Source organism: Lacinutrix sp. MedPE-SW (assembly GCF_001874145.1).
GTDB lineage: Bacteria > Bacteroidota > Bacteroidia > Flavobacteriales > Flavobacteriaceae > Lacinutrix.
The window spans coordinates 178905-204775 of sequence record NZ_MPCX01000002.1; the positions used below are offsets into that span (position 1 = coordinate 178905).

Annotated in this window: 22 protein-coding genes; 13 read left to right on the forward strand and 9 right to left on the reverse strand. The window is 31.5% G+C overall.

All coding sequences use genetic code 11. The features are described from left to right. Positions 1-72 precede the first annotated feature (72 nt). A complete protein-coding gene (dprA, locus tag BM549_RS03060) occupies positions 73-1176 on the forward strand; it encodes a DNA-processing protein DprA (RefSeq protein WP_290468917.1) in 1104 nt (367 codons plus the stop codon). Positions 1177-1194: 18 nt separating this feature from the next. On the opposite strand, the gene trpS is transcribed toward dprA, so the two are convergent. Further along, positions 1195-2163, reverse strand: coding sequence for a tryptophan--tRNA ligase (trpS, locus tag BM549_RS03065; RefSeq protein WP_290468918.1), 969 nt, complete (start codon positions 2161-2163; stop codon positions 1195-1197). 137 nt (positions 2164-2300) lie between these two features. Here trpS and BM549_RS03070 point away from each other — a divergent pair, with 137 nt between their 5' ends. Continuing rightward, positions 2301-3041 (forward strand): 1-acyl-sn-glycerol-3-phosphate acyltransferase, encoded by a 741-nt coding sequence (locus BM549_RS03070; RefSeq protein ID WP_290468919.1) that lies wholly within the window; start codon positions 2301-2303, stop codon positions 3039-3041. A 106-nt stretch (positions 3042-3147) separates the two neighbouring features. Here the strand turns inward: BM549_RS03070 and BM549_RS03075 are convergent, their stop codons facing one another. The 4 genes from BM549_RS03075 to recA form a co-directional block, all read right to left on the reverse strand. After that, on the reverse strand, positions 3148-4782 hold the full coding sequence (locus tag BM549_RS03075; RefSeq protein ID WP_290468920.1) for a hypothetical protein: 1635 nt from the start codon (positions 4780-4782) through the stop codon (positions 3148-3150). A 2-nt stretch (positions 4783-4784) separates the two neighbouring features. Then, positions 4785-5330 (reverse strand): sigma-70 family RNA polymerase sigma factor, encoded by a 546-nt coding sequence (locus BM549_RS03080; protein ID WP_290468921.1) that lies wholly within the window; start codon positions 5328-5330, stop codon positions 4785-4787. 23 nt (positions 5331-5353) lie between these two features. Then, positions 5354-5761, reverse strand: coding sequence for a hypothetical protein (locus BM549_RS03085; RefSeq protein ID WP_290468922.1), 408 nt, complete (start codon positions 5759-5761; stop codon positions 5354-5356). A gap of 116 nt (positions 5762-5877) precedes the next feature. Then, a complete protein-coding gene (recA, locus tag BM549_RS03090; protein WP_013869718.1) occupies positions 5878-6882 on the reverse strand; it encodes a recombinase RecA in 1005 nt (334 codons plus the stop codon). A gap of 469 nt (positions 6883-7351) precedes the next feature. On the opposite strand from recA, the gene BM549_RS03095 reads away from it, so the two are divergent. Next, positions 7352-8419: a rhodanese-related sulfurtransferase gene (locus tag BM549_RS03095; RefSeq protein ID WP_290468923.1), complete on the forward strand. Its 1068-nt coding sequence runs from the start codon at positions 7352-7354 to the stop codon at positions 8417-8419. Between the two features lie 132 nt (positions 8420-8551). Here BM549_RS03095 and BM549_RS03100 read toward each other — a convergent pair whose 3' ends face one another. Next, positions 8552-8716 carry a hypothetical protein gene (locus BM549_RS03100; protein WP_237701009.1) on the reverse strand — a complete coding sequence of 55 codons (165 nt, stop codon included), beginning with the start codon at positions 8714-8716 and terminating at the stop codon, positions 8552-8554. Between the two features lie 22 nt (positions 8717-8738). Here BM549_RS03100 and BM549_RS03105 point away from each other — a divergent pair, with 22 nt between their 5' ends. The 9 genes from BM549_RS03105 to BM549_RS03145 all read left to right on the forward strand — a co-directional run bounded on the left by BM549_RS03105 (position 8739) and on the right by BM549_RS03145 (position 19172). Next, positions 8739-9875, forward strand: a complete 1137-nt coding sequence (locus BM549_RS03105) for a regulatory iron-sulfur-containing complex subunit RicT (protein WP_237701010.1) — start codon at positions 8739-8741, stop codon at positions 9873-9875. Then, entirely contained in the window at positions 9865-10350 is a 486-nt protein-coding gene (locus BM549_RS03110; protein ID WP_013869721.1) for a gliding motility lipoprotein GldH, read from the forward strand. Before BM549_RS03105 ends, BM549_RS03110 begins: the two co-directional genes overlap by 11 nt. Before the next feature lie 26 nt (positions 10351-10376). Beyond that, positions 10377-12743: a transglycosylase domain-containing protein gene (locus BM549_RS03115; protein ID WP_290468924.1), complete on the forward strand. Its 2367-nt coding sequence runs from the start codon at positions 10377-10379 to the stop codon at positions 12741-12743. 543 nt (positions 12744-13286) lie between these two features. Beyond that, complete coding sequence (locus BM549_RS03120; protein WP_290468925.1) at positions 13287-13493, forward strand: hypothetical protein; 207 nt, start codon at positions 13287-13289, stop codon at positions 13491-13493. Between the two features lie 15 nt (positions 13494-13508). Next, on the forward strand, positions 13509-14231 hold the full coding sequence (locus tag BM549_RS03125; RefSeq protein WP_290468926.1) for a GLPGLI family protein: 723 nt from the start codon (positions 13509-13511) through the stop codon (positions 14229-14231). Further along, positions 14185-16929: a TonB-dependent receptor gene (locus BM549_RS03130; protein ID WP_290468927.1), complete on the forward strand. Its 2745-nt coding sequence runs from the start codon at positions 14185-14187 to the stop codon at positions 16927-16929. The genes BM549_RS03125 and BM549_RS03130 overlap by 47 nt, the downstream gene beginning before the upstream one ends. Before the next feature lie 154 nt (positions 16930-17083). Then, a complete protein-coding gene (locus BM549_RS03135; protein ID WP_290468928.1) occupies positions 17084-17785 on the forward strand; it encodes a CoA transferase subunit A in 702 nt (233 codons plus the stop codon). Between the two features lie 88 nt (positions 17786-17873). Beyond that, complete coding sequence (locus BM549_RS03140) at positions 17874-18527, forward strand: 3-oxoacid CoA-transferase subunit B (protein WP_290468929.1); 654 nt, start codon at positions 17874-17876, stop codon at positions 18525-18527. 21 nt (positions 18528-18548) lie between these two features. Further along, positions 18549-19172 (forward strand): hypothetical protein, encoded by a 624-nt coding sequence (locus tag BM549_RS03145; RefSeq protein WP_290468930.1) that lies wholly within the window; start codon positions 18549-18551, stop codon positions 19170-19172. Positions 19173-19479: 307 nt separating this feature from the next. Here the strand turns inward: BM549_RS03145 and BM549_RS03150 are convergent, their stop codons facing one another. Further along, a complete protein-coding gene (locus BM549_RS03150) occupies positions 19480-21165 on the reverse strand; it encodes an ABC transporter ATP-binding protein (protein ID WP_290468931.1) in 1686 nt (561 codons plus the stop codon). 181 nt (positions 21166-21346) lie between these two features. Here BM549_RS03150 and BM549_RS03155 point away from each other — a divergent pair, with 181 nt between their 5' ends. Further along, positions 21347-23758: a GEVED domain-containing protein gene (locus tag BM549_RS03155; protein ID WP_290468932.1), complete on the forward strand. Its 2412-nt coding sequence runs from the start codon at positions 21347-21349 to the stop codon at positions 23756-23758. A gap of 202 nt (positions 23759-23960) precedes the next feature. On the opposite strand, the gene BM549_RS03160 is transcribed toward BM549_RS03155, so the two are convergent. Beyond that, entirely contained in the window at positions 23961-24674 is a 714-nt protein-coding gene (locus BM549_RS03160; protein ID WP_290468933.1) for a 3'-5' exonuclease, read from the reverse strand. A 31-nt stretch (positions 24675-24705) separates the two neighbouring features. Further along, on the reverse strand, positions 24706-25860 hold the full coding sequence (locus BM549_RS03165; protein WP_290468934.1) for a serine hydrolase: 1155 nt from the start codon (positions 25858-25860) through the stop codon (positions 24706-24708). Positions 25861-25871: the final 11 nt, after the last annotated feature.

Below are 25871 nucleotides of genomic sequence, written 5' to 3' on the forward strand. Positions count from 1 at the left end.
AAAGCTTGCTTGTATTAGTTATTAACACCAATAAAATTCTTTTCTTGTAGTCTTAAAACCAGCACAATAAAAATGACAGAAAATGAATTGCTCTATGCTTTAGCCTTGCAAAATGTACCAAAAATTGGAGATACTATTGCAAAAAAACTTATTGCGCACTGCGGTTCGCCAGAAGCCGTATTAAAAGAAAAGAAGCAAAACCTATTAAAAATTGACGGTATTGGTCATGTTACAATTAAAGATTTATTTGCCAATAACCATTTAGAAGCGGCAGAAGCCGAATTACGTTTTATTAAAACCGAAGGCATAAAAGCACATTATTTTACTTCTGAAGCATATCCTGAAAAATTAAAACATTGTATAGATAGTCCAATTTTATTATTTGAAAGCGGAAACATTAACTTAAATAATAGACATATTATTAGTATTGTTGGTGCTAGAAAAATTACAACTTCTGGCATTGCTTTTTGTGAAAAACTAGTTGAAGCTTTAGCGGTTTATAATCCTATTATAGTATCTGGTTATGCTTATGGTACAGATATTACTGCACATAAAGCTGCAATAGATAATAAGTTACAAACTATTGCATGTTTAGCACATGGATTAAACCAAATATACCCTAAAGCACACAAAAAATATATGGCTGCGGTAGAAAATAATGGTGGTTTTTATACAGATTTTTGGAGTACAGATGCTTTTGACCGGAACAATTTTTTAAAACGAAACCGTATAATTGCAGGTATTAGTGAAGCAACAATAGTTATAGAAAGTGCCGAAAAAGGTGGTAGTTTGGTAACTGCAGATATTGCTAATTCTTATAATCGTGATGTTTTTGCAGTTCCTGGTCGTACTACAGATTCTCAAAGTGTTGGTTGTAATAATTTAATAAAGCAGCAAAAAGCACATTTATTATCTACACCTTTAGATGTACCATATTTGCTAAATTGGCAATTGGAAGATAAACAAAAACCTGTTGTACAAAAACAATTGTTTGTAGAGCTTGATGCTAACGAAAAAGTAATTTATAATTATTTAAAAGATAACGACAAGCAAATGCTTGACGTTATCGCTTTAAACTGTAACATGCCAACTTATAAACTTGCTGGAATATTATTAAATATGGAGTTAAAAGGTATTGTTAGGCCTTTACCAGGGAAACTGTTTGAAGTTATTTAGTAATTACATAGTGAAATACTAATAACCAACTTTTTTACGAACACGTTTTAAAACAGCATCTGCAACAACTCTAGCTTTTTCAGCACCTTTGGCTAAAGCTTCATCTATTTTATCAAGGTTGTTCATGTAATAGTTGTAACGTTCGCGCTCTGTTTCAAAAGTTTTTAAAATTAGCTCAAATAAAGCTTGTTTGGCATGACCATAACCATAATTACCATTTTCGTAGTTGGCTTTCATGGTTTCAATTTCGCTTTCAGAAGCCATTAAACTATAAATTGCAAAACAATTGCAAGAAGCCCAATCTTTAGGTTCTTCTAATGGCGTACTATCTGTTTCAATAGTCATTATTTGTTTTCTTAACTTTTTCTCAGGAAGAAATATATTAATAGTATTGCCTTTACTTTTACTCATTTTAGCACCATCGGTTCCAGGAATAAGCATGGTTTGCTCTTGTATTTTAGCTTCAGGTATTACAAAAGTGTCACCCATTTTAGTATGAAAACGAGAAGCAACATCACGTGTCATTTCTATATGTTGCAATTGGTCTTTACCAACAGGAATAATTTCTGCATCATATAATAATATATCTGCAGCCATTAACATTGGGTAAGTAAATAAACCGGCGTTTACATCGTCTAACCTATCTGCTTTGTCTTTAAAACTATGCGCTAAAGTTAAGCGTTGATACGGAAAAAAACAGCTTAAATACCAGGTTAACTCTGTTGTTTGTGGTATGTCGCTTTGTCTATAAAATACAGTGTTTTCAATATCTAAACCTAAGGCTAGCCAAGTTGCTGCTGTAGAATAGGTGTTATTTCGTAATGTTTCTCCATCTTTTATTTGTGTTAGCGAGTGCATATCTGCAATAAATAAAAAAGACTCGTTTGAAGCGTCGTTTGCTAATGCCATTGCAGGTATTAATGCGCCTAAAATATTTCCTAAATGTGGAGTTCCTGTACTTTGTATTCCTGTAAGTATTCTTGCCATGGTAATTTCCGCGTATGCGGTAAACTTTTAAAATATTAAATGTGAATTATTTAAAATTCGATGTAATTTTATTCTTAAAAAACAAAGGTAATTTTTTTATGTCACGAGTTCAATAAATTTAATTAGTTTTGATGCTTATGATTATTTTTAAATATATTTTTTGGCTTTTATATCGTATTTGGTTCTACATATTAGTAGCGCTGCCAATATTAATACTATTTCCTTTTTTATTACTTTCTATTTTAAAAGAATCATGGTATCCATATTTTTTTAAACTAGCACGCATTTGGGCTAGATTTATATTAATAGGTATGGGTTTTAATACTAAGATTACCCGAGAGCAGCATACAAATAAAAGTGATAGTTATATGTTTATTGCTAACCATACTTCTATGGCAGATATTATGTTAATGCTTGTGGTAACTAAAAACCCATTTGTATTTGTTGGTAAAGCCGAGTTGGCAAAAATACCTTTGTTTGGTTTTTTTTACAAGCGTACTTGTATTTTGGTAGATAGAAGTAGCCCGGAAAGTAGAAAACGTGTGTTTTTAAGAGCTAAAAAGCGATTAAAAGATGGCTTGAGTATTTGTATTTTTCCTGAAGGTTTAGTACCTGAAGAAGATATTTTGTTAACCGATTTTAAAGATGGCGCGTTTCGCTTAGCTATAAATCATCAAATACCAATTGTACCTATCACTTTTGCCGATAATAAAAAACGTTTTTCTTACACCTTTTTTAGTGGTGGACCAGGAAAAATGAGAGCACACATACATCAATTTATAGACACAAAAGGTTTAACTATTGAAGATACTGTGAGTATTAGAACACAAGCACGAAATGTGATTTATAATCAATTATTAGCTTTTGGAGCTAAATAAAAAAGCCACTCTTGGCACAGAGCAGCTTTTTTTAATTATTGGGTTTTTAATTTAAAAAAAATACCGGATTTAAGCATAACCAACTAAAAAACTTAAAACTTAAAACTTAAAATTTATAACTAAAACCAGTATAAACACCAATAATGTATGGTTTAAAATTGCCAGAAGTTTCACTAAAGGCATTCATTTGATACTTGAAAGTAGGTTCTAAATTAAATTTAAACGTATTACTAAATTTGTAATCTATACCTAAACCTATATTTGCACTGTAACTAACATTATTAATATTGTTCGCCTCTCCTAACTTTCGTTTTTGGTTATCAATTTCTGAAACGACTTCATTTTCACTCAAGAAAAAAGCACTTGCGCCACCAATAACATTAACACCTAATTTTTTGTTTACTACGGCATATTCTAACTCTAAAGGAACCTCATAGTAGCTTATGCGTTGACTTAATGCTACATTTAAATTATCATTTACTAGATTACTAACTTGAAGTACATTTAAATTATCTGTACTTAAAACCGAAAACGTTTGGCCTTGATAATCTGGCACAAAGTTTATATTCCTTAAAGCAGCGTTATTTGGAGAGTTTGATACGGCATTATAAACTATAACATTTGCAGTGTCGTAACTTAAATTAAGTTTGTTAATACCAGAACGTACTTTAAGTTTTTGGTTAACATTATAGCCTACTTTTACACCGTAACTTGTATTTACTTCTCCGTTTTTAGGATTGTCTATAAATTGCTCATCTATATGAGAGCCTTTGCCTAAAGTATTATAATAAACAGGCGCAATATTAGCGTTAACACTCCACCTGTTTACTTGGGTTTCTTCTTCTTTTTCAATAAGATTTTCAACCTTTGCAATAGCATCTTCAATTGTATTTGTAGAGTCTTGCTTTTCTGTGGTATCTTCTATGTTGTTTTCTGAATTGTTTACAACAACATCATTTGTGTTTTTTAATGCTTTTAAAGGATTATTTATAACGTCGTTTTTCAATATTTTGTCTTTAGTTGTATAAGTATTACTAGCCTCTTTATTTATGGCGCTTCTATCTGTAATAGTATTATTAGCAATTGTTTCTTTGTTTAAATATTGATTATAAGTGTCTTGTTCTGCTTTATTTCCAGATGCTATAAATTGATTAGTGAAATTCTGGTTATTATTTGAAGCAACCGTATTATTAGAACTATTATTTGTATTTTTTTTAGTATTTCTATTTAAAACAGAACTATTATGTGTTGTACTATTAGCGACTTTATTTCTAAAGTTGTTTGAGGTGTTTGCTGTATTTAAATTGTTTGTTTTTTTATTACTGTTAGTATTTAATAGTTTGTTTTGGGAAGTAGTAGTGGCAACAGTTGTATTGTTTCCTGGTGTAAGTTGCGGTGTGTTATTTGTTGTGCCGTTTTTTGTACCGTTAAGAGTGTTGTTTAAATTAGTGTTTTTTGTTGTAGCTTTATTATTTGTGGTTGTTTTGTTGTTTTCTGTATTTGTGTCTACAACGGTATTAGTTTGTGGTGAGTTGGTATAAATGGTACTTCCAATTGCAAAAAACAACAATAATAAAGCCGCAACACTTGCATAGCGCAACCATAATGGCACTAAAGTGGTTTTACGTTTAGGTTGTTTAATTTCACTTTCTATATTGGCCCAAACATTGGCTTTGGGTTTTACTTCAAAGTCTTTAAACTTTTCTTGAAAAAGCCTATCTATATGTTTTTTATCACTCATAATTATAAAGATTGAGACTGTTGTCCCATTTTATAGTCTGTAATTTTTGTTTTTAAAATCTGTCTAGCACGAGCTAAATTAGATTTTGAGGTTCCTGTGGTTATATTTAATAATTCTGCCACATCATTATGCGAATAACCATCTAGAACATAAAGGTTAAATACTAGGCGATAACGATCTGGTAATTCTTGAATTATTTTTAACAAATAATCTAAAGAGACATCATCATTATTTTCTATTGCTACGCCTTCGTCTTCAATATTTTCTTCGTTTATAATTTCAAAAACATTTTCATGTCGATAACGCTGTAATGCAGTATTTATAGTTATTCTTTTTAACCAACCTTCAAAAGAACCTTTGTTTTTATATTGATCTATTTTTTTAAATATGGTAACAAATGCGTCTTGTAAATTATCTTCGGCTTCGGCATAGTTACGTGAATACTTTAAGCATAGAGAAAACAGTTTACCCGAAAAGAGTTTATATAGTTCACTTTGTGCTTTAGTATTATTTTTCTTACAGTTATATATGAGTTGATCTAAACTCAAATTTATATCACGTATTAGTTTATTTATTCTACAACAGGTACTTCAATTGTTAAATATTCATCTTGTGCATTTTCATCTGTTCCTTGCCAAAATTTAAAAACATAAGAGCCTAACTCTGTAGGTAAAAAATCGAACGAAACCTCTTCTTCAGTATTTAATTCGCTACAATCATTAGTATCTACTATAGCACTAATTATTGCAACAGTTCTTTCATTACCGTTTTTTAAATAATAAAGTGTTTTAAACGAATGACAAGTTGTAGGTTTTATATAAGTTAAGTTTATTTCGTAGGTTACGCCAACCTGAAATTCTTCTGGTACTATAGCACTTTCTATAGGTAACAGCTCTTGATATGTATTTGGTGTATCGTCGCTAATATCACATGAAAATGCAATTAGGGCGATAAGACAAATTAGAATTTTTTTAATCATTTATTAAAATATATATACGTGTATTATACACCTTAGATGGTAAAAAGATAAAAAGGTTGCGTATAAAAACAAAAAAATCCCGAATAGATCGGGATTTTATATAATTATAATAAAGATTATAAATCTTCTTTAATGGCTTTTTTAATTTTTTGTTCAAGCTCATCAAACAATTCTGGATTGTCCTTTATAATGGCTTTTACAGCGTCTCTACCTTGCCCTAATTTCGTGTCTTCGTAGCTAAACCAAGAACCGCTTTTCTTCACAATTTCTTTTTCTACTGCTACATCTAAAATTTCTCCTACTTTACTAACACCTTCGCCGTACATAATGTCAAACTCTGCTAATTTAAATGGTGGAGCAACTTTGTTTTTAACAACTTTAACTCTGGTTTTATTTCCTCTTACTTCACCATCTGTACTTTTTATTTGTGTAGATCTTCTAATATCTAAACGTACCGAAGCGTAAAATTTTAGAGCATTACCACCAGTTGTAGTTTCTGGGTTTCCAAACATTACGCCAATTTTTTCACGTAATTGGTTAATAAATATTACCGTACAATTGGTTTTACTAATAGAAGCTGTAAGTTTTCTTAGTGCTTGAGACATTAATCGTGCATGAAGTCCCATTTTACTGTCTCCCATTTCACCTTCAATTTCACTTTTAGGTGTTAATGCAGCAACCGAGTCAACTACAACAATATCAATAGCTCCAGAACGAATTAAATTATCTGCAATTTCTAATGCTTGCTCACCATTATCTGGTTGAGAAATAATTAAATTGTCTATATCTACGCCTAACTTTTCTGCATAAAAACGATCAAAAGCATGCTCGGCATCAATAAATGCAGCAATACCTCCAGCTTTTTGCGCTTCGGCAATAGCATGTAATGTTAATGTTGTTTTACCAGATGATTCTGGACCATATATTTCTATTACTCTACCTCTTGGATAACCACCAACACCTAAAGCAATATCTAAACCTAATGAACCAGAAGGAATCGCTTCTACATCTACAACAGCAGCATCACTCATTTTCATTACTGTCCCTTTTCCGTAAGCTTTATCTAGTTTGTCTAAGGTAAGCTTTAATGCCTTTAATTTGGCGTCTTTTTCATTGCTCATAGTCTTCTTTTTTTCTATTCGTCGTGCTAAAATACTACTTTTTTTCACTTTTTTTTATTTTCTCACGCAACCTTTTAAACAAATTGACATCTAAGTAATAAAGAGGGGAAATTTTAGCTATGAAAAAGAAAAATTAAATCCGCTTTTTTTATAAATCATGTTCAAATTAAAGTGTTATTAGCATGAGATTTTTAAAAAAAATATTAACATCAAAAGCATTAGGCGTTTCAGTCTCTGTTTTAATAAACAGCAGCTGTAAAGCCGATGGAGGTTAACTCGTTTAGTTTTTTTAGAAATAAAAAAAATTAATAACGAGTTAGTCTATTAAAAGTCCTTTGTAAAGTACAAAGGACTTTTTTTTATATTTATTTTAAAGCAATAAACACTCTAAATGTCTTCAAACTTGTTAAGTTGATATAAAACAATACCTTTGCAAAAAAATTCTTTAACTTTTTAAAATTAGTATAGCATGCAACTGTACAATAAACTAAGTGCCAAAGAAAGAGCTGCGTTAATAGAAAACGCAGGTAAAGAGCGTTTAACATTATCTTTCTACCAATATGCGAAAATTGGCAATCCGCAAATATTACGAGACCATTTATTTTTAACATGGGATGCATTAGACGTTTTAGGGCGTATTTACATTGCAACCGAAGGTATTAATGCACAATTATCCTTACCAGCCGATAGGTTTAACGAGTTTAAAGCGCATTTAGATACTATTGAGTTTTTAAAAGACATTAGGTTAAATATCGCTGTAGAGCAAGATAACATGTCTTTTTTAAAGCTTAAAGTAAAAGTTAGAAACAAAATTGTTGCAGATGGTTTAGAGGATGATTCTTTTGATGTTACAAATAAAGGAACGCATGTAGCAGCACAAAAATTTAACCAACTTATAGAAGACGAAAACACCGTTTTAGTAGATATGAGAAATCACTACGAAAGCGAAATAGGTCATTTTAAAAATGCTGTAACTCCAGATGTTGATACCTTTCGTGAATCTTTAGATATTATTGAAGACGATTTAAAAGAACATAAAGAAGATAAAAACCTAGTAATGTATTGCACTGGTGGTATACGTTGCGAAAAAGCAAGTGCATATTTTAAGCATAAAGGTTTTAAAAATGTATACCAGTTAGAAGGTGGTATTATAGAATATACTAGGCAAGTAAAAGAAGAGCAACTTGAAAATAAATTTTTAGGAAAAAACTTTGTTTTCGATGAGCGTCGTGCCGAAAAAATTAGTGACCATGTTATAGCTAATTGTCACCAATGTGGCAAACCATGCGATACACACGTAAATTGTGCTAATGAAGCTTGTCACTTACTATTTATACAATGTGAAACGTGTAAAACCGAGATGGACAATTGCTGCTCTACAACTTGTAAAGAAATTAATGCTTTACCATACGAAGAGCAAAAAGCACTAAGAAAAGGACAAGGTAATAGCAACGATATATTTAAAAAAGGTAGAGCAGATCACTTACCATATAAAAAAGATTTGCGTAATATATTTGAAACCTTAAAAAAGAAATAATCACACAAAAAAAGCCTAAGAAATTATCTTAGGCTTTTTTATATTTCACAGTCTTCTAAATAATCTTATCTTTACCGTTAGATTTTATTTTTAGCCGAAGCAAAATTTCTTCAATAAAAAAATAAAACATTATTAATCGTCTTCTGGTGTTTCTAAAGCATTATAGCTACAACATAAAACATTCAGAATCAATATATCTACATATATGGCTTGTGCAAGTTGCTCAACTAAAGACGGCCAACCTAAAGGCTGCAAAAATAACGGTACCTGTGGTACAGACAGTTGTAATAAACTCACTGTCTTCGATTGGCTATCTAACATGTCTGTTCCTAACGGAGAAAAACCTTTCGATTTTGTTGAGGTTCGTTTTAAAAACGGAAGAAAAGACTACTATAAAAACACAGAAAATTTATCGCTTACAATAGGTGAGATTGTTGCAACACAAGCACAATCTGGGCATGATATTGGTATGGTTACACTAACCGGAGAATTGGTTAGAGTGCAAATGAAAAGAAAAAAAATAGCGCCAAAACCAGACGAAGTATTAAAAATTTATAGAAAAGCATCACAAAGAGATATAGATATTTGGAGTGAAGCTCGTGATAAAGAAGAGCCAATGAAGGTTAAAGCAAGACAATTTGCTATAGACCTAAAATTACAAATGAAAATCTCCGATATTGAATTTCAAGGAGACGCAAGCAAAGCAACATTTTATTATACAGCCGAAGAACGTGTAGATTTTAGAGAACTAATTAAAGTATTTGCTCGAGAATTTAGAACAAGAATAGAAATGAAACAAGTTGGGTTTAGGCAAGAAGCCTCAAGACTTGGTGGTATAGGTTCTTGTGGTAGAGAGTTGTGTTGCTCAACTTGGTTAACAGATTTTAGATCGGTAAGTACAAGTGCAGCAAGATACCAACAGCTATCCTTAAATCCGCAAAAGCTTGCAGGACAATGTGGTAAGTTAAAATGCTGTTTAAATTATGAACTTGATTCTTATATGGATGCCTTAAAAGCATTTCCAAAAAACGATACCAAGTTATATACAGAAAAAGGTACCGCAGTATGCCAAAAAACCGATATATTTAAAGGTCACATGTGGTATGCATATGAGGGCGAATGGATGAACTGGCATAAAATAACAACAGACCAAGCCAGAGAAATAATAGAGTTAAATAAGAAAAAAGAAAAAGTAGCAAGCTTAGAAGAATATGCTTCAGATTTAATTGAAGAATCTAAAGTAGCCTTCGAGAATGTTGTAGGTCAAGACAGTTTAACGCGTTTCGATAGTCCAAAAGGCAATAAAAAACGTAGAAATAATAAGAGCCGCAATAATAGAAATAAAAATAAGGCTAAAACACAGCCTCAAAATAAAAAACAACCGGCTGCAAATAAACCTCAAAAAAGAAAAAACAGAAAACCAAGACCACAAAACAAAACTAATAATGCAAAGTAAAGTTGCCGTTTTAAGTGTTTTAATAGCAGTAATGTTATTTTCTTGCGATACAAATAGTGTTTTCGATGAGTATAAAGCAGTGCCAAACGTTTGGAATAAAAACGAAGTTGTAAGCTTTAATGTAAAAGTACCAGACTCAACAAAACCTTATAATTTATTTGTAAATCTTAGAAATACAAAAGAATATAAGTACAGTAATTTATTTTTAATTGTAGAAATGAATTTTCCTAAAGGAAAAGTAATTCGTGATACTTTAGAGTATAGAATGGCAAAACCAAATGGAGAGTTGTTAGGTACAGGTTTAACCAGTGTAAAAGAAAATAAACTGTGGTACAAAGAGAACGTAGTGTTTAGTGAAACAGGTACTTATACAGTAAATATAAAACAAGCAATGCGTAATAATGGAGACATTAATGGCGTTACTAATCTAGAAGGTATAACCGATGTAGGTTTTAGAATTGAAGACGTAAAATAACTTTAAATACATTAGTACTTATTTAAATGGCAAAAGCAAAAAGCAAAACCAAACAAACACAAGAACCTCAAAGCTTCGAAAAATACATTCGCTGGTTTTGGATACTCTTTTTATCTGGAATAGCGGCAATAGCACTACTATTTCTATTAGCTTCATGGAGCGTATTTGGTGAAATGCCAGATCACACTCAATTAGAAAACCCTAAAACAAATTTAGCAACAGAAATTATTTCTAGCGATGGTAAAACATTAGCAAAATTCTATTTTAACGACAATAGAACACCTGTTGGTTATAATGAGTTATCTAAACATTTAGTAGATGCTTTAATAGCAACCGAAGATGCACGTTTTCACGAACATTCTGGTATAGATGGCCGAGGCACATTGCGTGCTATTGTAAAATTAGGCTCTGGTGGAGGAGCAAGTACTATATCACAACAATTAGCAAAACAATTATTTCATGGCGAAGGTTCAAAAAACATAGTAGAAAGAGTTATTCAAAAAGCAAAAGAATGGATTATTGCTATACGTTTAGAACGCCAATACACAAAAGAAGAAATAATAGCACAATATTTCAATATCTACGATTTTGGAAATAATGGAGACGGCATACGTTCTGCTTCAAACATCTATTTTGATAAAGAACCAAAAGATTTAAGCATTAAAGAATCTGCTATGTTAGTAGGTATGTTTAAAAACTCTTCATTTTACAATCCAATTCCATCAAGAAATCCTGTAGGAGTAAAAAACCGAAGAAACGTAGTCTTGTACCAAATGGAAAAATATGGATTTATAGATGAAAAAGTAAAAGACTCATTACAAAAAACCGAGTTAGATTTAAAATTCACGCCACAATCTCATACATCTGGAACAGCAACTTACTTTAGAGAATACTTACGAAGTTGGATGAAAGATTGGACAAAAGATAAAGCCAATAGAAAACCAGACGGAGAAAAATACAATATAAATAGTGATGGTTTAAAAGTGTTTGTAACCTTAGATTCTCGCATGCAAAAGTATGCCGAAGAAGCTGTAGCTAGACACATGCCAAGACTTCAAGCAGAGTTTTTTAATCAAAACACACCAAAAAGAAACCCAACAGCTCCTTTTTTAGATTTAGATAAAGCCGAAATCGATAAACTCATGAAAAACGCAATGCGTCGTGGAGAACGTTGGAGAATTTTAAAAAATCAAGGAAAAAGCAATAAAGAGATAGAAGCATCATTTAATGTGCCAACAAAAATGACGGTATTTAAATGGATAGATGGCAAAGCAGGAGAAGTAGATACTATCATGAAACCAATAGATTCTATGCGCTACTATAAATCCTTTTTACGTCCAGGAATGATGAGTATGGATCCACAAACAGGTCACGTAAAAGCATGGGTTGGTGGCATGAATTATAGGCACTTTAAATACGATATGGTTAAACAAGGAAAACGCCAAGTAGGTTCTACCTTTAAACCATTTGTATATGCAACAGCAATAGACCAATTGCACATGTCACCGTGTGATAAATTACCATTATCTCAAATAACAATAGAAGCAAATAAATATGGTAATCCAGAACCATGGACACCAAGTAACGATGGAGGTGACTACGGTGGCGAAAAAACATTAAAAGAAGCATTAGCAGGATCTATAAATACTGTAACAGCTAGATTAATGAATAAAGTTACACCGCAACTAGTAGCAAAATTAGCTAGAAATTTAGGGATTACATCAGATATTCCAGAAGTACCATCAATAGCCTTAGGAACACCAGATATTAGTGTGTATGAAATGGTTGGAGCATATTCTGCATTTGCCAATCAAGGTGTATATACAAAACCTGTTATGATTGAGCGTATTGAAGATAAAAATGGTACCGTTTTATATCAATTTACACCAGAAACTAGAGATGTTTTAAGTGCAGAATCTGCTTACGTAACAGTAAATTTAATGGAAGGTGTAACACAATATGGATCTGGAGGAAGATTAAGAGGAAAAGGGCGTGATAAATGGCGTGCAGATTACAGAGAAGTTGTAACTGGTTATCCTTATGAATTTACAAACCCAATAGCAGGAAAAACAGGAACCACACAAAACCAAAGTGATGGTTGGTTTATGGGAATGGTGCCAAACCTAGTAACAGGTGTTTGGGTTGGTGCAGAAGATAGAGCAGCACATTTTAAAAGTATAACTTATGGTCAAGGCGCAGCAATGGCATTACCTATTTGGGGAATGTACATGAAAAGTTGTTATCAAGATGAAACATTAAATGTATCTAAAGGAAACTTTGAAAAACCTAAAGATTTATCTATTGAAGTAGATTGCGATAAATACCAGCAAGATAATCCAGATGGTGATAACGATACGCCAACCGAAGAGATTCCAGATGAATTAGATTTATAAAACTTCACTTTTTATAAAATTTAAAATAATTCATTAAAAAAACAAAAAAGCCATTCATTATTGAGTGGCTTTTTTGTTTCTCTTAATTTTATAAAGCAAAAAACCAAGCTTTATAACTACATAGAACATTGTTTTTTATTGATTTACGGTTTTTACCGTAATAAAAAGTACGCAAAATTGTCTGTTTTCGATGAAATACACAAAAACGCTTATAAAAATTTAAATAGCTCATTTTTTTTTTTTTAGGTTTACATTGTTGATGGTAAAAATTTAAATCAAAGCCGATTAAAGGTTTACTAAAAACGTCAAGATTAATCTTTCAACTAGCGCTAGTTTTTTAATCTCCCTTAGTAATTTAAAATAGTGTTTTTAAGCAATAGCGGCTTTTATTGTTTAAAATACTTCGGCTTTACATTTTTCGGCTTTAAACTCGGCTTAATTTTATTAACCAACCAGTTAAAAACTATAAAACTGGTTTAACATTTTTAAATTATGAAAAAATTAAAGAGATTTTTCGGTGTATTTGCTTTAACTTTATTTTTGATGAGTATGACTTCATATGATATAAAATATTCAACAAAAAAAACAGATTGTGTTGAAGTTGCTTTTGATGAAATGGATACATGGATAGATCATGGTTTTTCTGTAGGTGCAGCCACTTGTTACGCTAATGCAGCATATGCTTTATGTACTGGGTCATCTTGGCAAGAAATACAAGATAATGGTGGTGCTGATTGTACAGATTGGTAATAGTTTAATCAAATTATGAAAAAGATAATATTTATAGTATTTATTTTGGGCAATAGTTTAAATACTTTTGCCCAAACTTCTGGAAAAGTAATATACAATGTCACTATTGAAGATATTTACAAAGATAAAACCGATACAAAAAAACAAATTGTTGATTTTTTTGATGAAGTAAGAAAACAAGCGAGTAACATTAAATTAAATCTTATTTTTAATAAAAAATATTCAAAATTTCAAGCTATTAAATCATTACCCATTGAGGGTTATGAAATGCCTTATGGAATGGCAAAAAAAATTATTTCTGATGGAGTTTATTATCAAAATAAAGACTCAATTAAATCATTTCGCCATAAGACAGTAAGTGGAGAAAATTTTTTTATTAATGAAGATAAAGAGATTATTAACTGGGAAATCCAAAAGCATTTTAAAAAAAAAATTGGTGCCTTTAATTGTATGAAAGCAATTGGGAGTTTTAATATAACTAATAGTAATTCAAAAAAAGAAAATAAATTTAACATAATTGCATGGTTTACTACTGAAATTCCAGCGTCATACGGTCCATTAGGGTATGGTTTTTTACCTGGTTTAATTCTAGAACTTAAACAAGGTCCTATTACTTATTCCTTTAAGTCCTTCGAGAAATTAGATGATGTATATATAAAATATCCAAAAGTTAAAAAAACGATTACGTCAGATGAGTTTAATCAGAGGTATATTTCAGCATTTAAAAATAAGTTTTAATTTATCTGTCCTAATGTTTGTCTGTTTTAAAAATTATAAAATACTAATCCTGCTATTCTTAGCAGGATTTTCTTTAAACGCCCAAAACATAACCGTTTCAGGCAAAGTACAAGACAGTTTAAGTATTCCTTTAGATTACGCTAATATCTTAGCAGTACCAGAAAGCGATAGCGAGTTACGTTTTGCCATAACCAAAGACAATGGCGACTACCAATTAAAATTAGAACAAAACCAAACATATAAAGTAACCGTAAGCTATTTAGGCTATTTACCACAAGAAATAACAGTAAAAACTACAATAGAAAACCTTACCAAAAACTTTACACTACAAGTAAGCAACAACCAACTTGATGAGGTGACGTTAAACTACATGCCACCAATAACTATAAAAAAAGACACCACTATTTATAGTGTAGATAAATTTACAACAGGAGAAGAGCGCAAACTAAAAGACATTTTAAAAAAATTACCAGGTGTTGAGGTTGATCGTGCAGGCAATGTTACTGTACAAGGCAAAAAAATAACCAAAGTATTAGTAGAAGATAAAACCTTTTTTACAGGCAATAGTAAATTAGCAGTAAACAATATTCCAGCCGATGCTGTAGATAAGGTAGAGGTTTTAGACAATTACAATGATGTTGCCATGCTTAAAGGTTTACAAGACAGCGAAGACCTTGCTATGAATATAAAACTAAAAGAAGAAAAAAAAAACTTTGCCTTTGGAGATGTTGAGGTTGGAGCAGGTATTAAAGATCGGTATGTAATACATCCAAACTTATTTTATTACAGCCCAAAAACTAATGTAAACTTTATAGGCGATTTAAATAATACAGGAACAAAAAGTTTTAGCTTTAGAGATTATTTAGAGTTTGAAGGCGGTTTTGGTAAGTTAATGAATGACGCTGGTAGTTATTTTAACTTATTTAATAGTGATTTTGCAAAGTATTTAGCAAACCAAGATTTTAAAAGTAATACCAACCAATTTGGTGCTTTAAATATTAGGCAAGCCATAAACGAGGTTACAGATATTAGTGGTTATGTAATTACCAGCAAAGCAAAAGTAGAAACAGAAAATAATACCATTAACCAATATAATTTTGGCTCACCTTTTACAGAAAATAGAACACGAAATAATAATACAGATACTTTTTTTACCATAGGAAAAGTAACTATAGATTATAATCCTAGTTTTGAAGAAGATTTTGCTTACAATAGTTTTGTAAAAGTAACTAATAACAATAGTAATGGGTTAATAATCACTAATAGTATTAACCAAAATAATACTATAAACACACTTACAGATGTAACAGGCATAAACTTAAAGCAAAACGTAAGTTACAGCAGAAAACTATCTAATAATCATACAGGAACGCTAGAAGCAACTTACACATATCAAAACGACAAACCATTAACAAATTGGTTAACTAATCAAGAAATTTTACAAGGTTTAATTCCTTTGCAAACCGAAGTCTTATATAATATTCAGCAAACAAAAAAAGTAAACTCTCACAACGCTAATGCCATTATTAAAGACTATTGGGTAGTTAATAATTTTAACCACTTATATACAAGTTTAGGCGTAAATGCGGCTTTTAATAGTTTTTATAATCAAGACTTACAGCAACTAAGCAATGGTAATATTAATAATTTTAACACCGCTGGCTTTAGTAATAACTTAAACTATAACTTTATTGACACTTTTGTAGGTTTAGAATATAAATTTCAAACTGGAATCACAACATTTAAACCAGCGTTATATTATCATTTTTATAACTGGCAAGTCAATCAACCTAATTCTCAAATTAGTAAAAACAAAGCCTTAGCATTACCGCAACTAACTATTAAAACCGAATTTAATACAAGCGAAAAAATTAATTTTAAATACAAATTAAACGCACGATTCCCAACAGTAAATCGCTTAGTAAATAACTTTATACTATCTAGTTTTAACAGCGTGTTTAAAGGCAATCCAGAACTAGATAATACGTTGTATCATACAGCAAGTTTAAGTTACTATAAATTTAGTTTATTTAAAAACCTAAATATAAACTTAAGCACAAGCTTTAATAAAAAAGTAAAAGATTATAAAAACGTGACACAGTTAGATGGTATTAATCAGTTTAACACACAAATTTTATTCGAACAACCAGAACACAGTTGGAATATAAATGGAAGTATTGCTAAAAAAATTAATAAGATAAAGTACAAGTTAAGAATGCGCTATAATTATCGCGATTTTTTTCAAATTGTAAATACCGAAATCAATAAAAACATATCAAAAAATATTTCAGGAACCCTAAGCGCAGAAACATCATTTAAAAAGCATCCAAATGTAGAAATTGGTTACAAAAAAGACTTTAATAGCTACCGTTCAAGAGGTAGTATTTCAAAATTTGAAAACAATGCTTTTTTTGTAAATTTAGAATACGATTTTTTAAACGATTTTATCTTTAAAGCCGACTATAATTTAGATAACTATCAAAACAAAAGTCTAAATATTAATAATAGTTTCGATAATGCCAACGCATCATTATTTTATCAAAAAGAAGATAGTCCTTGGGGATTCGAGATTAACGCAACCAACTTATTTAATACACAGTTTAAACAAGATAATAGTTTTTCAGAATTTCTAATTAGCGATAATAAAACCTTTATACTACCAAGAATTATAATGTTTAAAGTGGCATATAAATTATAATTTATAGTAGCAAGTAGATAAAATAGTCTGTTTTAAAAACTCATAGATAAAGAATAATACTATTTGTTTTTTGCCTTTTTCGCAAAAAATGATGCAAAATACGTTTCTACATTTTTTATTTCATAAATTTAAGCCACAAAAGAAACAAATAGTTATGATTAATAAAAAAGTAAACGCTGTTAGTGATGCTGTAAAAGGAATAAGCGATAACATGACATTTATGTTAGGTGGTTTTGGCTTATCTGGAATACCAGAAAACGCCATTGCAGCTTTAGTTAAAAGCGGAATTAAAGGCTTAACCTGTATTTCTAATAATGCAGGAGTAGACGATTTTGGCTTAGGCTTATTATTACAACAAAAGCAAATAAAAAAAATGGTATCCTCTTACGTTGGTGAGAATGATGAGTTCGAGCGCCAAATGCTATCTGGAGAATTAGACGTAGAACTAATACCACAAGGTACATTAGCCGAGCGTTGTCGTGCAGCACAAGCTGGTTTTCCAGCAATTTATACGCCAGCAGGATACGGAACAGAAGTTGCCGAAGGTAAAGAAACACGTGAGTTTGATGGTAAAATGTATGTTTTAGAACATGCCTTTAAAGCCGATTTTGCTTTTGTAAAAGCTTGGAAAGGTGATGCAGCTGGAAACTTAATATTTAAAGGCACAGCAAGAAACTTTAATCCTGTAATGTGTGGAGCAGCTACAATAACCGTAGCTGAGGTTGAAGAACTTGTTCCTGTAGGAGAATTAGATCCTAATCAAATTCATATTCCAGGCATATTTGTACAGCGTATTTTTCAAGGTGAAAAGTATGAAAAACGAATAGAGCAAAGAACAGTTCGTACACGAGAATAAATGTATTCTTTTCTTTAATAAGAAAGACATACGCACTATAAATTAATTTTTTAAAATTTCTGCTTCTGCAGAAATAACAATATAGATTATGTTAGACAAAACAGGAATAGCTAAACGTATAGCAAAAGAAGTACAAGATAGTTATTATGTAAATTTAGGAATAGGAATTCCTACCTTGGTAGCAAATTATGTACGCGACGATATAGAAGTAGAATTTCAAAGTGAAAATGGAGTGCTTGGTATGGGACCATTTCCTTTTGATGGCGAAGAAGATGCCGACATTATTAATGCCGGAAAACAAACCATAACAACTTTGCCAGGAGCTAGTTTTTTTGATAGCGCTATGAGTTTCTCTATGATTCGTGGTCAACATGTGCATTTAACCATTTTAGGCGCCATGGAAGTTGCAGAAAATGGAGATATTGCCAACTGGAAAATACCAGGAAAAATGGTGAAAGGTATGGGTGGCGCTATGGATTTAGTTGCAAGTGCAGAAAATATTATTGTAGCAATGATGCATACAAATAGAGCAGGAGCATCAAAACTACTTAAAAAATGCTCATTACCATTAACGGGTGTTGGTTGTGTAAAAAAAATAGTAACCAATCTCGCTGTTTTAGAAGTAACAGAAAAAGGATTTAAACTTTTAGAACGCGCTCCAGGAGTTACAGTAGAAGAAATTAAACAAGCTACAGAAGGCACTTTAATTGTTGAAGGAGATATTCCAGAAATGAATATATAGCCTCTTTTTAAGCAGTATTTCATGCGAATAAGAACATTAACAAATAGCTATGTTAATTATCATTATTTAGAAGATAGAGATTATACACAAATTAAAGATCGTTTTCTTAGAAACACTACAATAGCTTTAGATTTTTTAGTAAAAACAAGCACCTTAACAATACGTTTTATAGATAATGGAGTACCTAAAGTAATTGATATAGTTGATGTGTTAATAGCAGATACAAAGAACAATATTACTATTATTCCAGGTAATAGAAACGCATACAGCCCATCACATAACACGATATTGTTTTATGATACACATGGTGTAGTTTTTAGAAAAAATCATAAAAAAAGATGGTTTAGAAGTAATAAAGGCTACAATTCTCCAGTAGCCTTATTATCTCATGAGTTAATACATTGTTATAATGAAATTTATGATCCTGAAGATTACCATAAAAGAAAACAAGATTTTAAATCTAAAGGAAAAAAAATAGATGCAGATGGGCATGACCTTTCTTTTCCAAATGCAGAAGAAGTATTTGTTATAAAAATGACAAATCAAGTAGCAAAACGTTTAGGTGAAGACAAACGAAGTAATTACGGTAGAAGCTATTATGCAACAGCATCTGTTTTAACCACAAAAAAGCTAAAAAAAAGTTAAAAGCACGCTAAAATGTTAAAATTTAATGCATTTGGTCGAATATTAATGCTTTTAAACTGATTTATTTAAAATCTGTTATATATTAGCAGTCCCAAACCTATCTTAAATAATAAACTCAAATGTACCATAGCTTTAACTACTTTGTTATTTTTTTCGCACCCAGTTTATTATTAAATAATGTACCAAATCTATCATAAACTACCTACCTATGAATACAGATTTATTTTTAATAAAACGTTTTAAAAAAATAAGAAATACTTTTAAATTTTTTGCAAGTATTATGTATTTAACAAAAAAAGTATTTATGCTATAGTCCTTTTGGTATAGCGTTAATTAGTTTTTTAGTATACTCTTTTTTAGGTGACTTGTAAATAACATCGGCATCATCTAACTCTTCTATTTTTCCTTTATTCATTACCAATAATTGATCACTCATATATTTAACCACAGCTAAATCATGAGAAATAAAGATATAAGTAAATCCAAATTTCTCTTTTAATTCGTTTAGTAAATTTAAAACCTGTGCTTGAACAGAAATATCTAAAGCAGATACAGATTCATCACATATAATTAATTTGGGTTGTAAGGCAACAGTTCTTGCTATGCCAACACGTTGGCGTTGTCCACCAGAAAATTCATGTGGATATCTATTAAAATGTGAATTATCTAAGCCAACCCTGTTTAATATCTCTATGGCTTTTTCTTTTCTTTTACTATATGTAGTAAATAATTTATGAACTTTCATGGGTTCCATTATAGCTTCACCAATAGTTAGTCTTGGATTTAGAGAAGAGTATGGATCTTGAAATATTATTTGTATTTCTTTTCTAAGTGTTTTTACTTCTTTAGTATTTAAAGTTGTAATATCTTTTCCTTTAAATAATATAGATCCGGCAGTTGGCCTGTCTAACAATAAAATAGCATTTCCTAATGTAGATTTTCCACAACCAGATTCTCCTACTAAACCTAGTGTTTCACCTTCATATAAATTAAAACTGATATTATTTACTGCCTTAAATTTTTCAGCTTTAGAAAATAAACCAGCTTTCCCAACGTATTCCTTTTCTAAATTTTTAACCTCAAGTAAAGGCTCATTACTGTATATTTTACTATGTTGTTCTGCCCGCATACCTGCAGTTATTATTTGGGAATCGACACTATTATTCATAACATCCCTAATAGTAGGTAATGTTTTTAGTCTAGTATTTAATGATGGTCTAGAATTAATTAAAGCTTTAGTGTATTTATGCTCTGGATTTTTAAAAATATTGGAAACCGTATTTTGCTCAACAATATTTCCTTTATACATCACTAAAACACGATTTGCAATTTGTGAGATTAATGATAAATCGTGAGTTATAAACAGAATACTCATTTTAGTTTCTTCTTGCAGTTCTTTTAGTAAAGATATTATCTCATTCTGTACAGTAACGTCTAGCGCTGTGGTAGGTTCATCTGCAATTAAAATTTGTGGTTTACATGCAATAGCCATTGCAATCATTACACGTTGTTTTTGTCCTCCAGAAATTTCATGAGGATAAGCTTTAAATACACGATCTGGATTTGGCAATTTTACCTTACTAAATAACAAAAGAGTTTGGTTTGTAATTTCTTTTTTTGATAAGGTTGTATGTAGATTTAAAATTTCTTCAACTTGTTTGCCGCAAGTCATAGAAGGATTTAAAGCACTCATTGGTTCTTGAAAAATCATACCAATTTTCTTTCCTCTTATTTTTTGAAATGCTTTAGCTGTTATTTTGGTTAAATCTTCACCTTGAAAAATAATACTTCCAGAAGTTATTTTAGAAATCTTTTTAGGTAGTAACCCTAATATTGCAGCAGTAGAAACGGATTTTCCAGAACCAGATTCTCCAACAATTCCTAAAATTTCATTAGCATTTAGTTGGTAGGTAATACCATGAATAATTTCATTCTCCTTTTTATTATTAATAAAAGAAATTGAAAGATTATTTACTGTTAGTAGAGTGCTCATATTTTGTAAATGTAGGAATTATAGTCCAATATTTTACGGGTTTAACCGTAGCTAAAACCGAATGTTTCAAATTTAAATGTATTTCATCGAAAAAACATAAAACCGAATGTTTGTTCAATTGAATTTTAATACTTTGACTGACAATTCCTTAAAAAATTAATTAATATTTTAAACATTTAACATGAAAAAAACAATTACCCTATCATTATTGTGTTTTTTGCTTGCTTTTTGTGCTTTTGCACAAGTTGACAGAAAATGTGCTACCATGGAAAATTTGGAGTACAGAAAACAACAAGACCCTAATCTTGTACAGAGAATGCAGGATATCGAAGAGTTCACTAAGCTAAAAATACAGCAAATGGACAATTCTCAAAATAAAATTGTAGGTAACGTTATTACTTTGCCTGTAGTTGTACATGTATTATATCGTAATTCTACAGAAAATATAAGTGTAGCTCAAATTCAATCTCAGCTAGACGTATTAAACGAAGACTTTAGGCGTACTAACCCAGATGCAGATAATATTTGGTCTCAAGCAGCAGATTCTGAAATAGAATTTTGCTTAGCAACTGTAGATCCTAATGGTAATGCAACCACTGGAATTACTAGAAAATCAACAACACGTCGTGATTGGGGAACTAGTGATGATATGAAGCGTTCGTCTACAGGAGGAATTGATCCTTGGAATACTAGTGAGTATTTAAACATGTGGATTGTACCACAAATGTTAAGTAACGGAGGTACAATTTTAGGTTATGCTCAATTTCCAGGTGGTAATGCAGCAACAGATGGTGTTGTAATGGGTTATAACTATTTTGGTAGAACAGGAGCAGTAACAGCACCGTTTGATGGTGGTAGAACAACAACACACGAAGTTGGTCACTACTTAAATCTTCGTCATATTTGGGGAGATAGTAACTGTGGTAACGATTTTGTGAGTGATACACCTACGCACCAAACCTCTAATGGTGGTTGTCCAGTAGGTCAAACCTCTTGTGGGTCTACAGATATGGTACAAAACTATATGGATTACACTAACGATTCTTGTATGAATCTTTTTACACTTGGTCAAAAAAACAGAATGCGAGCAGTATTAGCAGCTGGCGGAGCAAGACGTAGTTTAGCACTATCAGATAAATGTGGAGCAGTAGCACAACCAACATGTACAGATGGTATACAAAATGGAAACGAAACAGGAGTAGACTGTGGCGGTTCTTGTACACCATGTCAAACAGGAACACAATATTGCGCATCTCAAGGTAACAGTGTAAACGATGAATATATTTCAAGAGTACAAGTAGGAAGTATTAATAATCCTTCTGGAGCACAGTTATATTCAGATTTTACAAACACATCTACAGATTTAAATAAAGGTTCAAGCTACACAATAACAGTAACACCAACCTGGACAGGAACAACGTATAGCGAAGGCTATGCAGCGTGGATAGATTATAACGACGATGGTGATTTTACAGACTCTGGAGAACAAATTTTCTCTCTTGCAGCAACACAATCATCGCCAGTTAGTGGTACGTTTACGGTACCTTCAGGAACTACAAATGGAGATAAGCGTTTACGTGTTTCTATGAAATACAACGGTATACCAACTTCTTGCGAAACATTCTCTTATGGAGAAGTAGAAGATTATACAGTAACAATAAAAACAGGGACAACAACGCCACCACCAACAGGATGTAGTGGAGCAATTTCATCTTTCCCTTATAACGAAAGTTTTGAGTCTAACTTTGGAGGATGGACACAAGGTAGCGGAGACGATTTTAATTGGACAAGACGCTCTGGTTCTACGCCATCAAGCAACACAGGACCATCAAGCGCAAGTGCTGGATCTCAATATGCTTATATGGAATCTTCAGCACCAAATTATTCTACAAAAAGAGCATTATTAGTATCGCCATGCTTTAATTTAGCAGGACAAAACCAAGCCACTTTTAGTTTTAAATACCACATGTACGGTGCAGCAGCAATGGGTAACCTAAAAGTAGCAGTAAGTACAAATAGTGGTTCATCTTGGACTACCGTATGGACGCAGTCTGGAAATCAAGGTAACGCTTGGCAAGATGCAAGTATAGATTTATCATCTTATGCAGGAAGCTCAGTTCAATTAAGGTTCGATGGTACAACAGGTACAACATGGCAAGGAGATATGGCAATAGACGCTATTAGCCTAACCAATGGTGCAGCAGATAAATGTGCTGGAGTAGCACCATATAATAGCAGTCAATCTTACGCTGTTGGAGATCAAGTAACCTATAATGGATCGTTATACGAGAGAACATCAAGTGGATGGATTAATCTTGGAACTTGTGGTACGGCAAGAACAACAAACGAAGGTTTTGTGCAGTATCTAGACGTACAAGTATCAGTATATCCAAATCCAGTAAGTGGCAATACACTATATGTAAAATCTAACATAGAAAAATTACCATTTACAGTAATAAATATGTTGGGTCAACAAGTAGCAAAAGGAACTTCAACACACGGTGTTAACGTAGGAAATTTAGAAGCAGGAATGTACATGATTCAATTTAACGTAAACGATAAAATAGAAACTAGAAAGTTTATTAAGCAATAAGCAATTATCCCTTTAAACTAGCTTATTTGTTGGAGAGTCCCAAGTTTTACTTGGGACTTTTTTTGTTTTTAAATTTAAAATTTATGGGCAAATTTTTTCCCAAAAAGGCAAAAACCAGGCTTTCGGCAGTCGCTCTCTGCGAGGAGCTTCAACAAAGCCTCAATCCTTTTTGCGGGTGTAAGTAATTGTAATAAGTTATAGTTTAAACGTGAATAATTTCTTCTTCACTTAAAATGCGCTCACCACGAAGTCTCAAGAAAATTTGGGCTACAGCAATAGTATCTTTTTCGCAATAAGTTATAATGCGGTCAATATCATTTTCTTCATAATAAACACGATAAACTTCACTGCCATCAATATCATCTTTTGGAGAAGGAATACCTAAAACGTTAGTCATTAATTTAAGAGAAGTATAGGTTTTATAGTCGCCAAACTTCCATAATTCTAAGGTGTCAAGATGTGGTACTTCCCAAGGTTTTTTTCCAAAAAGATTAAGTTTGTATGGCAACTCAATACCATTAATAATCATGCGTCTCGCTATGTACGGAAAGTCAAATTCCTTACCGTTGTGAGCGCATAATAAATGTATAGCTTGGCTAAAATGAGAAATTAATAAATTTTTAAACGCCTTTAAAAGTGTTGGTTCTTCACCATAAAAAGATGTGGTTCTAAACAAACGTGTATCGCCTTGATTTGTAAAATATCCAACCGAAATACAAATTATTTTTCCAAATTCTGCCCAGATTCCTGCACGATCATAAAATTCTTCAGGTGTAAACTCTTCTTTTCTTTGGTAGCGTGATTTTGCTTCCCAAAGTGCTTGTTTGGTTTTATCTAAATCTGAGAAATTATGTGTTTCAGGTACGGTTTCAATATCTAAAAATAAAATATTTTCTAAATTGAGTTTAGAGATCATAGCATATTATAAAAAACAAATGGTTTAAAAATTAATTTTCATTTTGGTTTAACATTTTATAAGCCTCATCTATATAAAGCGAAATATCCTTTGTATAATGGCCAATACCTGCATCTGGTGATTTTTGGTGTCCTAAACGAACAATTATAACATTGTCCTCTGGTTGCACAATTACATATTGTCCTAAGTGACCACGCATCATTTTAAAATCTTTGCCATTATAGTTTTTAAGCCACCAACCATAACCGTAAACAGGATCGAATTTAGGAGTTAAAGATTTGGCAACAAAAGCAGAGTCTAAAACTTGTTTGCCATTCCATTTACCGTGGTCTTTATATAGTTTTCCAAAGCGTGCAAAATCTTTTGCATTACTTGCAATACAGCAATATGCTTTAACTAAATCGTGCTCATCGCTATCTACCTGCCAAAGTGTTTGGTTTTCACTCCCTAAAGGTTTCCAGAAGCTTTCTTCTAAATATGTGTATAGTTTTTTTCCTGTAGCTTTTTCTATAACCATTGCTAGCATTTGTGTATCACCACTGGCATATTTAAAGGCTTTTCCAGGTTCTTCAACAACCTTTAAGCCATTCATTACTTTTGCTAAATCATCATCAAAATAAGCACGTGTAGTAATAGATAATGGAGAATAATAAGCTTCGTCCCAATTAGTACCAGAGCTCATTGTAGATAAATCTCCAACAGTCATTTTTGCAGCTAAGCCATCACAAAATTCTGGCAAATAATTACAAACAGGTTCGTCTAGACTTTTTATATAACCTTCCATTAAAGCCTTGCCTAATAATCCAGAAACGTAGCTTTTTGCCATAGAAAATGAATTTGATTTTGAGTTTTCGTTATAGCCATCAAAATAATTCTCGTACCAAATACTGTCGTTTTTAATAATAACATAAGCTACAGTTCCCCAATCTTTATTTGCTTTTTGTAGTGTTTCAGTTTCTTTGGCAGTATTGTATTTTTTGTGATTTGGCCATGGTTGAGGTGTACCAACATCTATTGTACGATTATCAAATCTTTTATAATCATCTAAGAAAGCAGTTGTGTAACCACGCATATAAATGGTTCTTACCGCTTTTAATAAATAATCTGTGTCTGTAATGTAAAGTATGGCAATTAGTAAGCCAAATAGTACTACAAGTACTTTTAAAAGGTTTTTTAGAAATTTCATTTAGTTAGTTT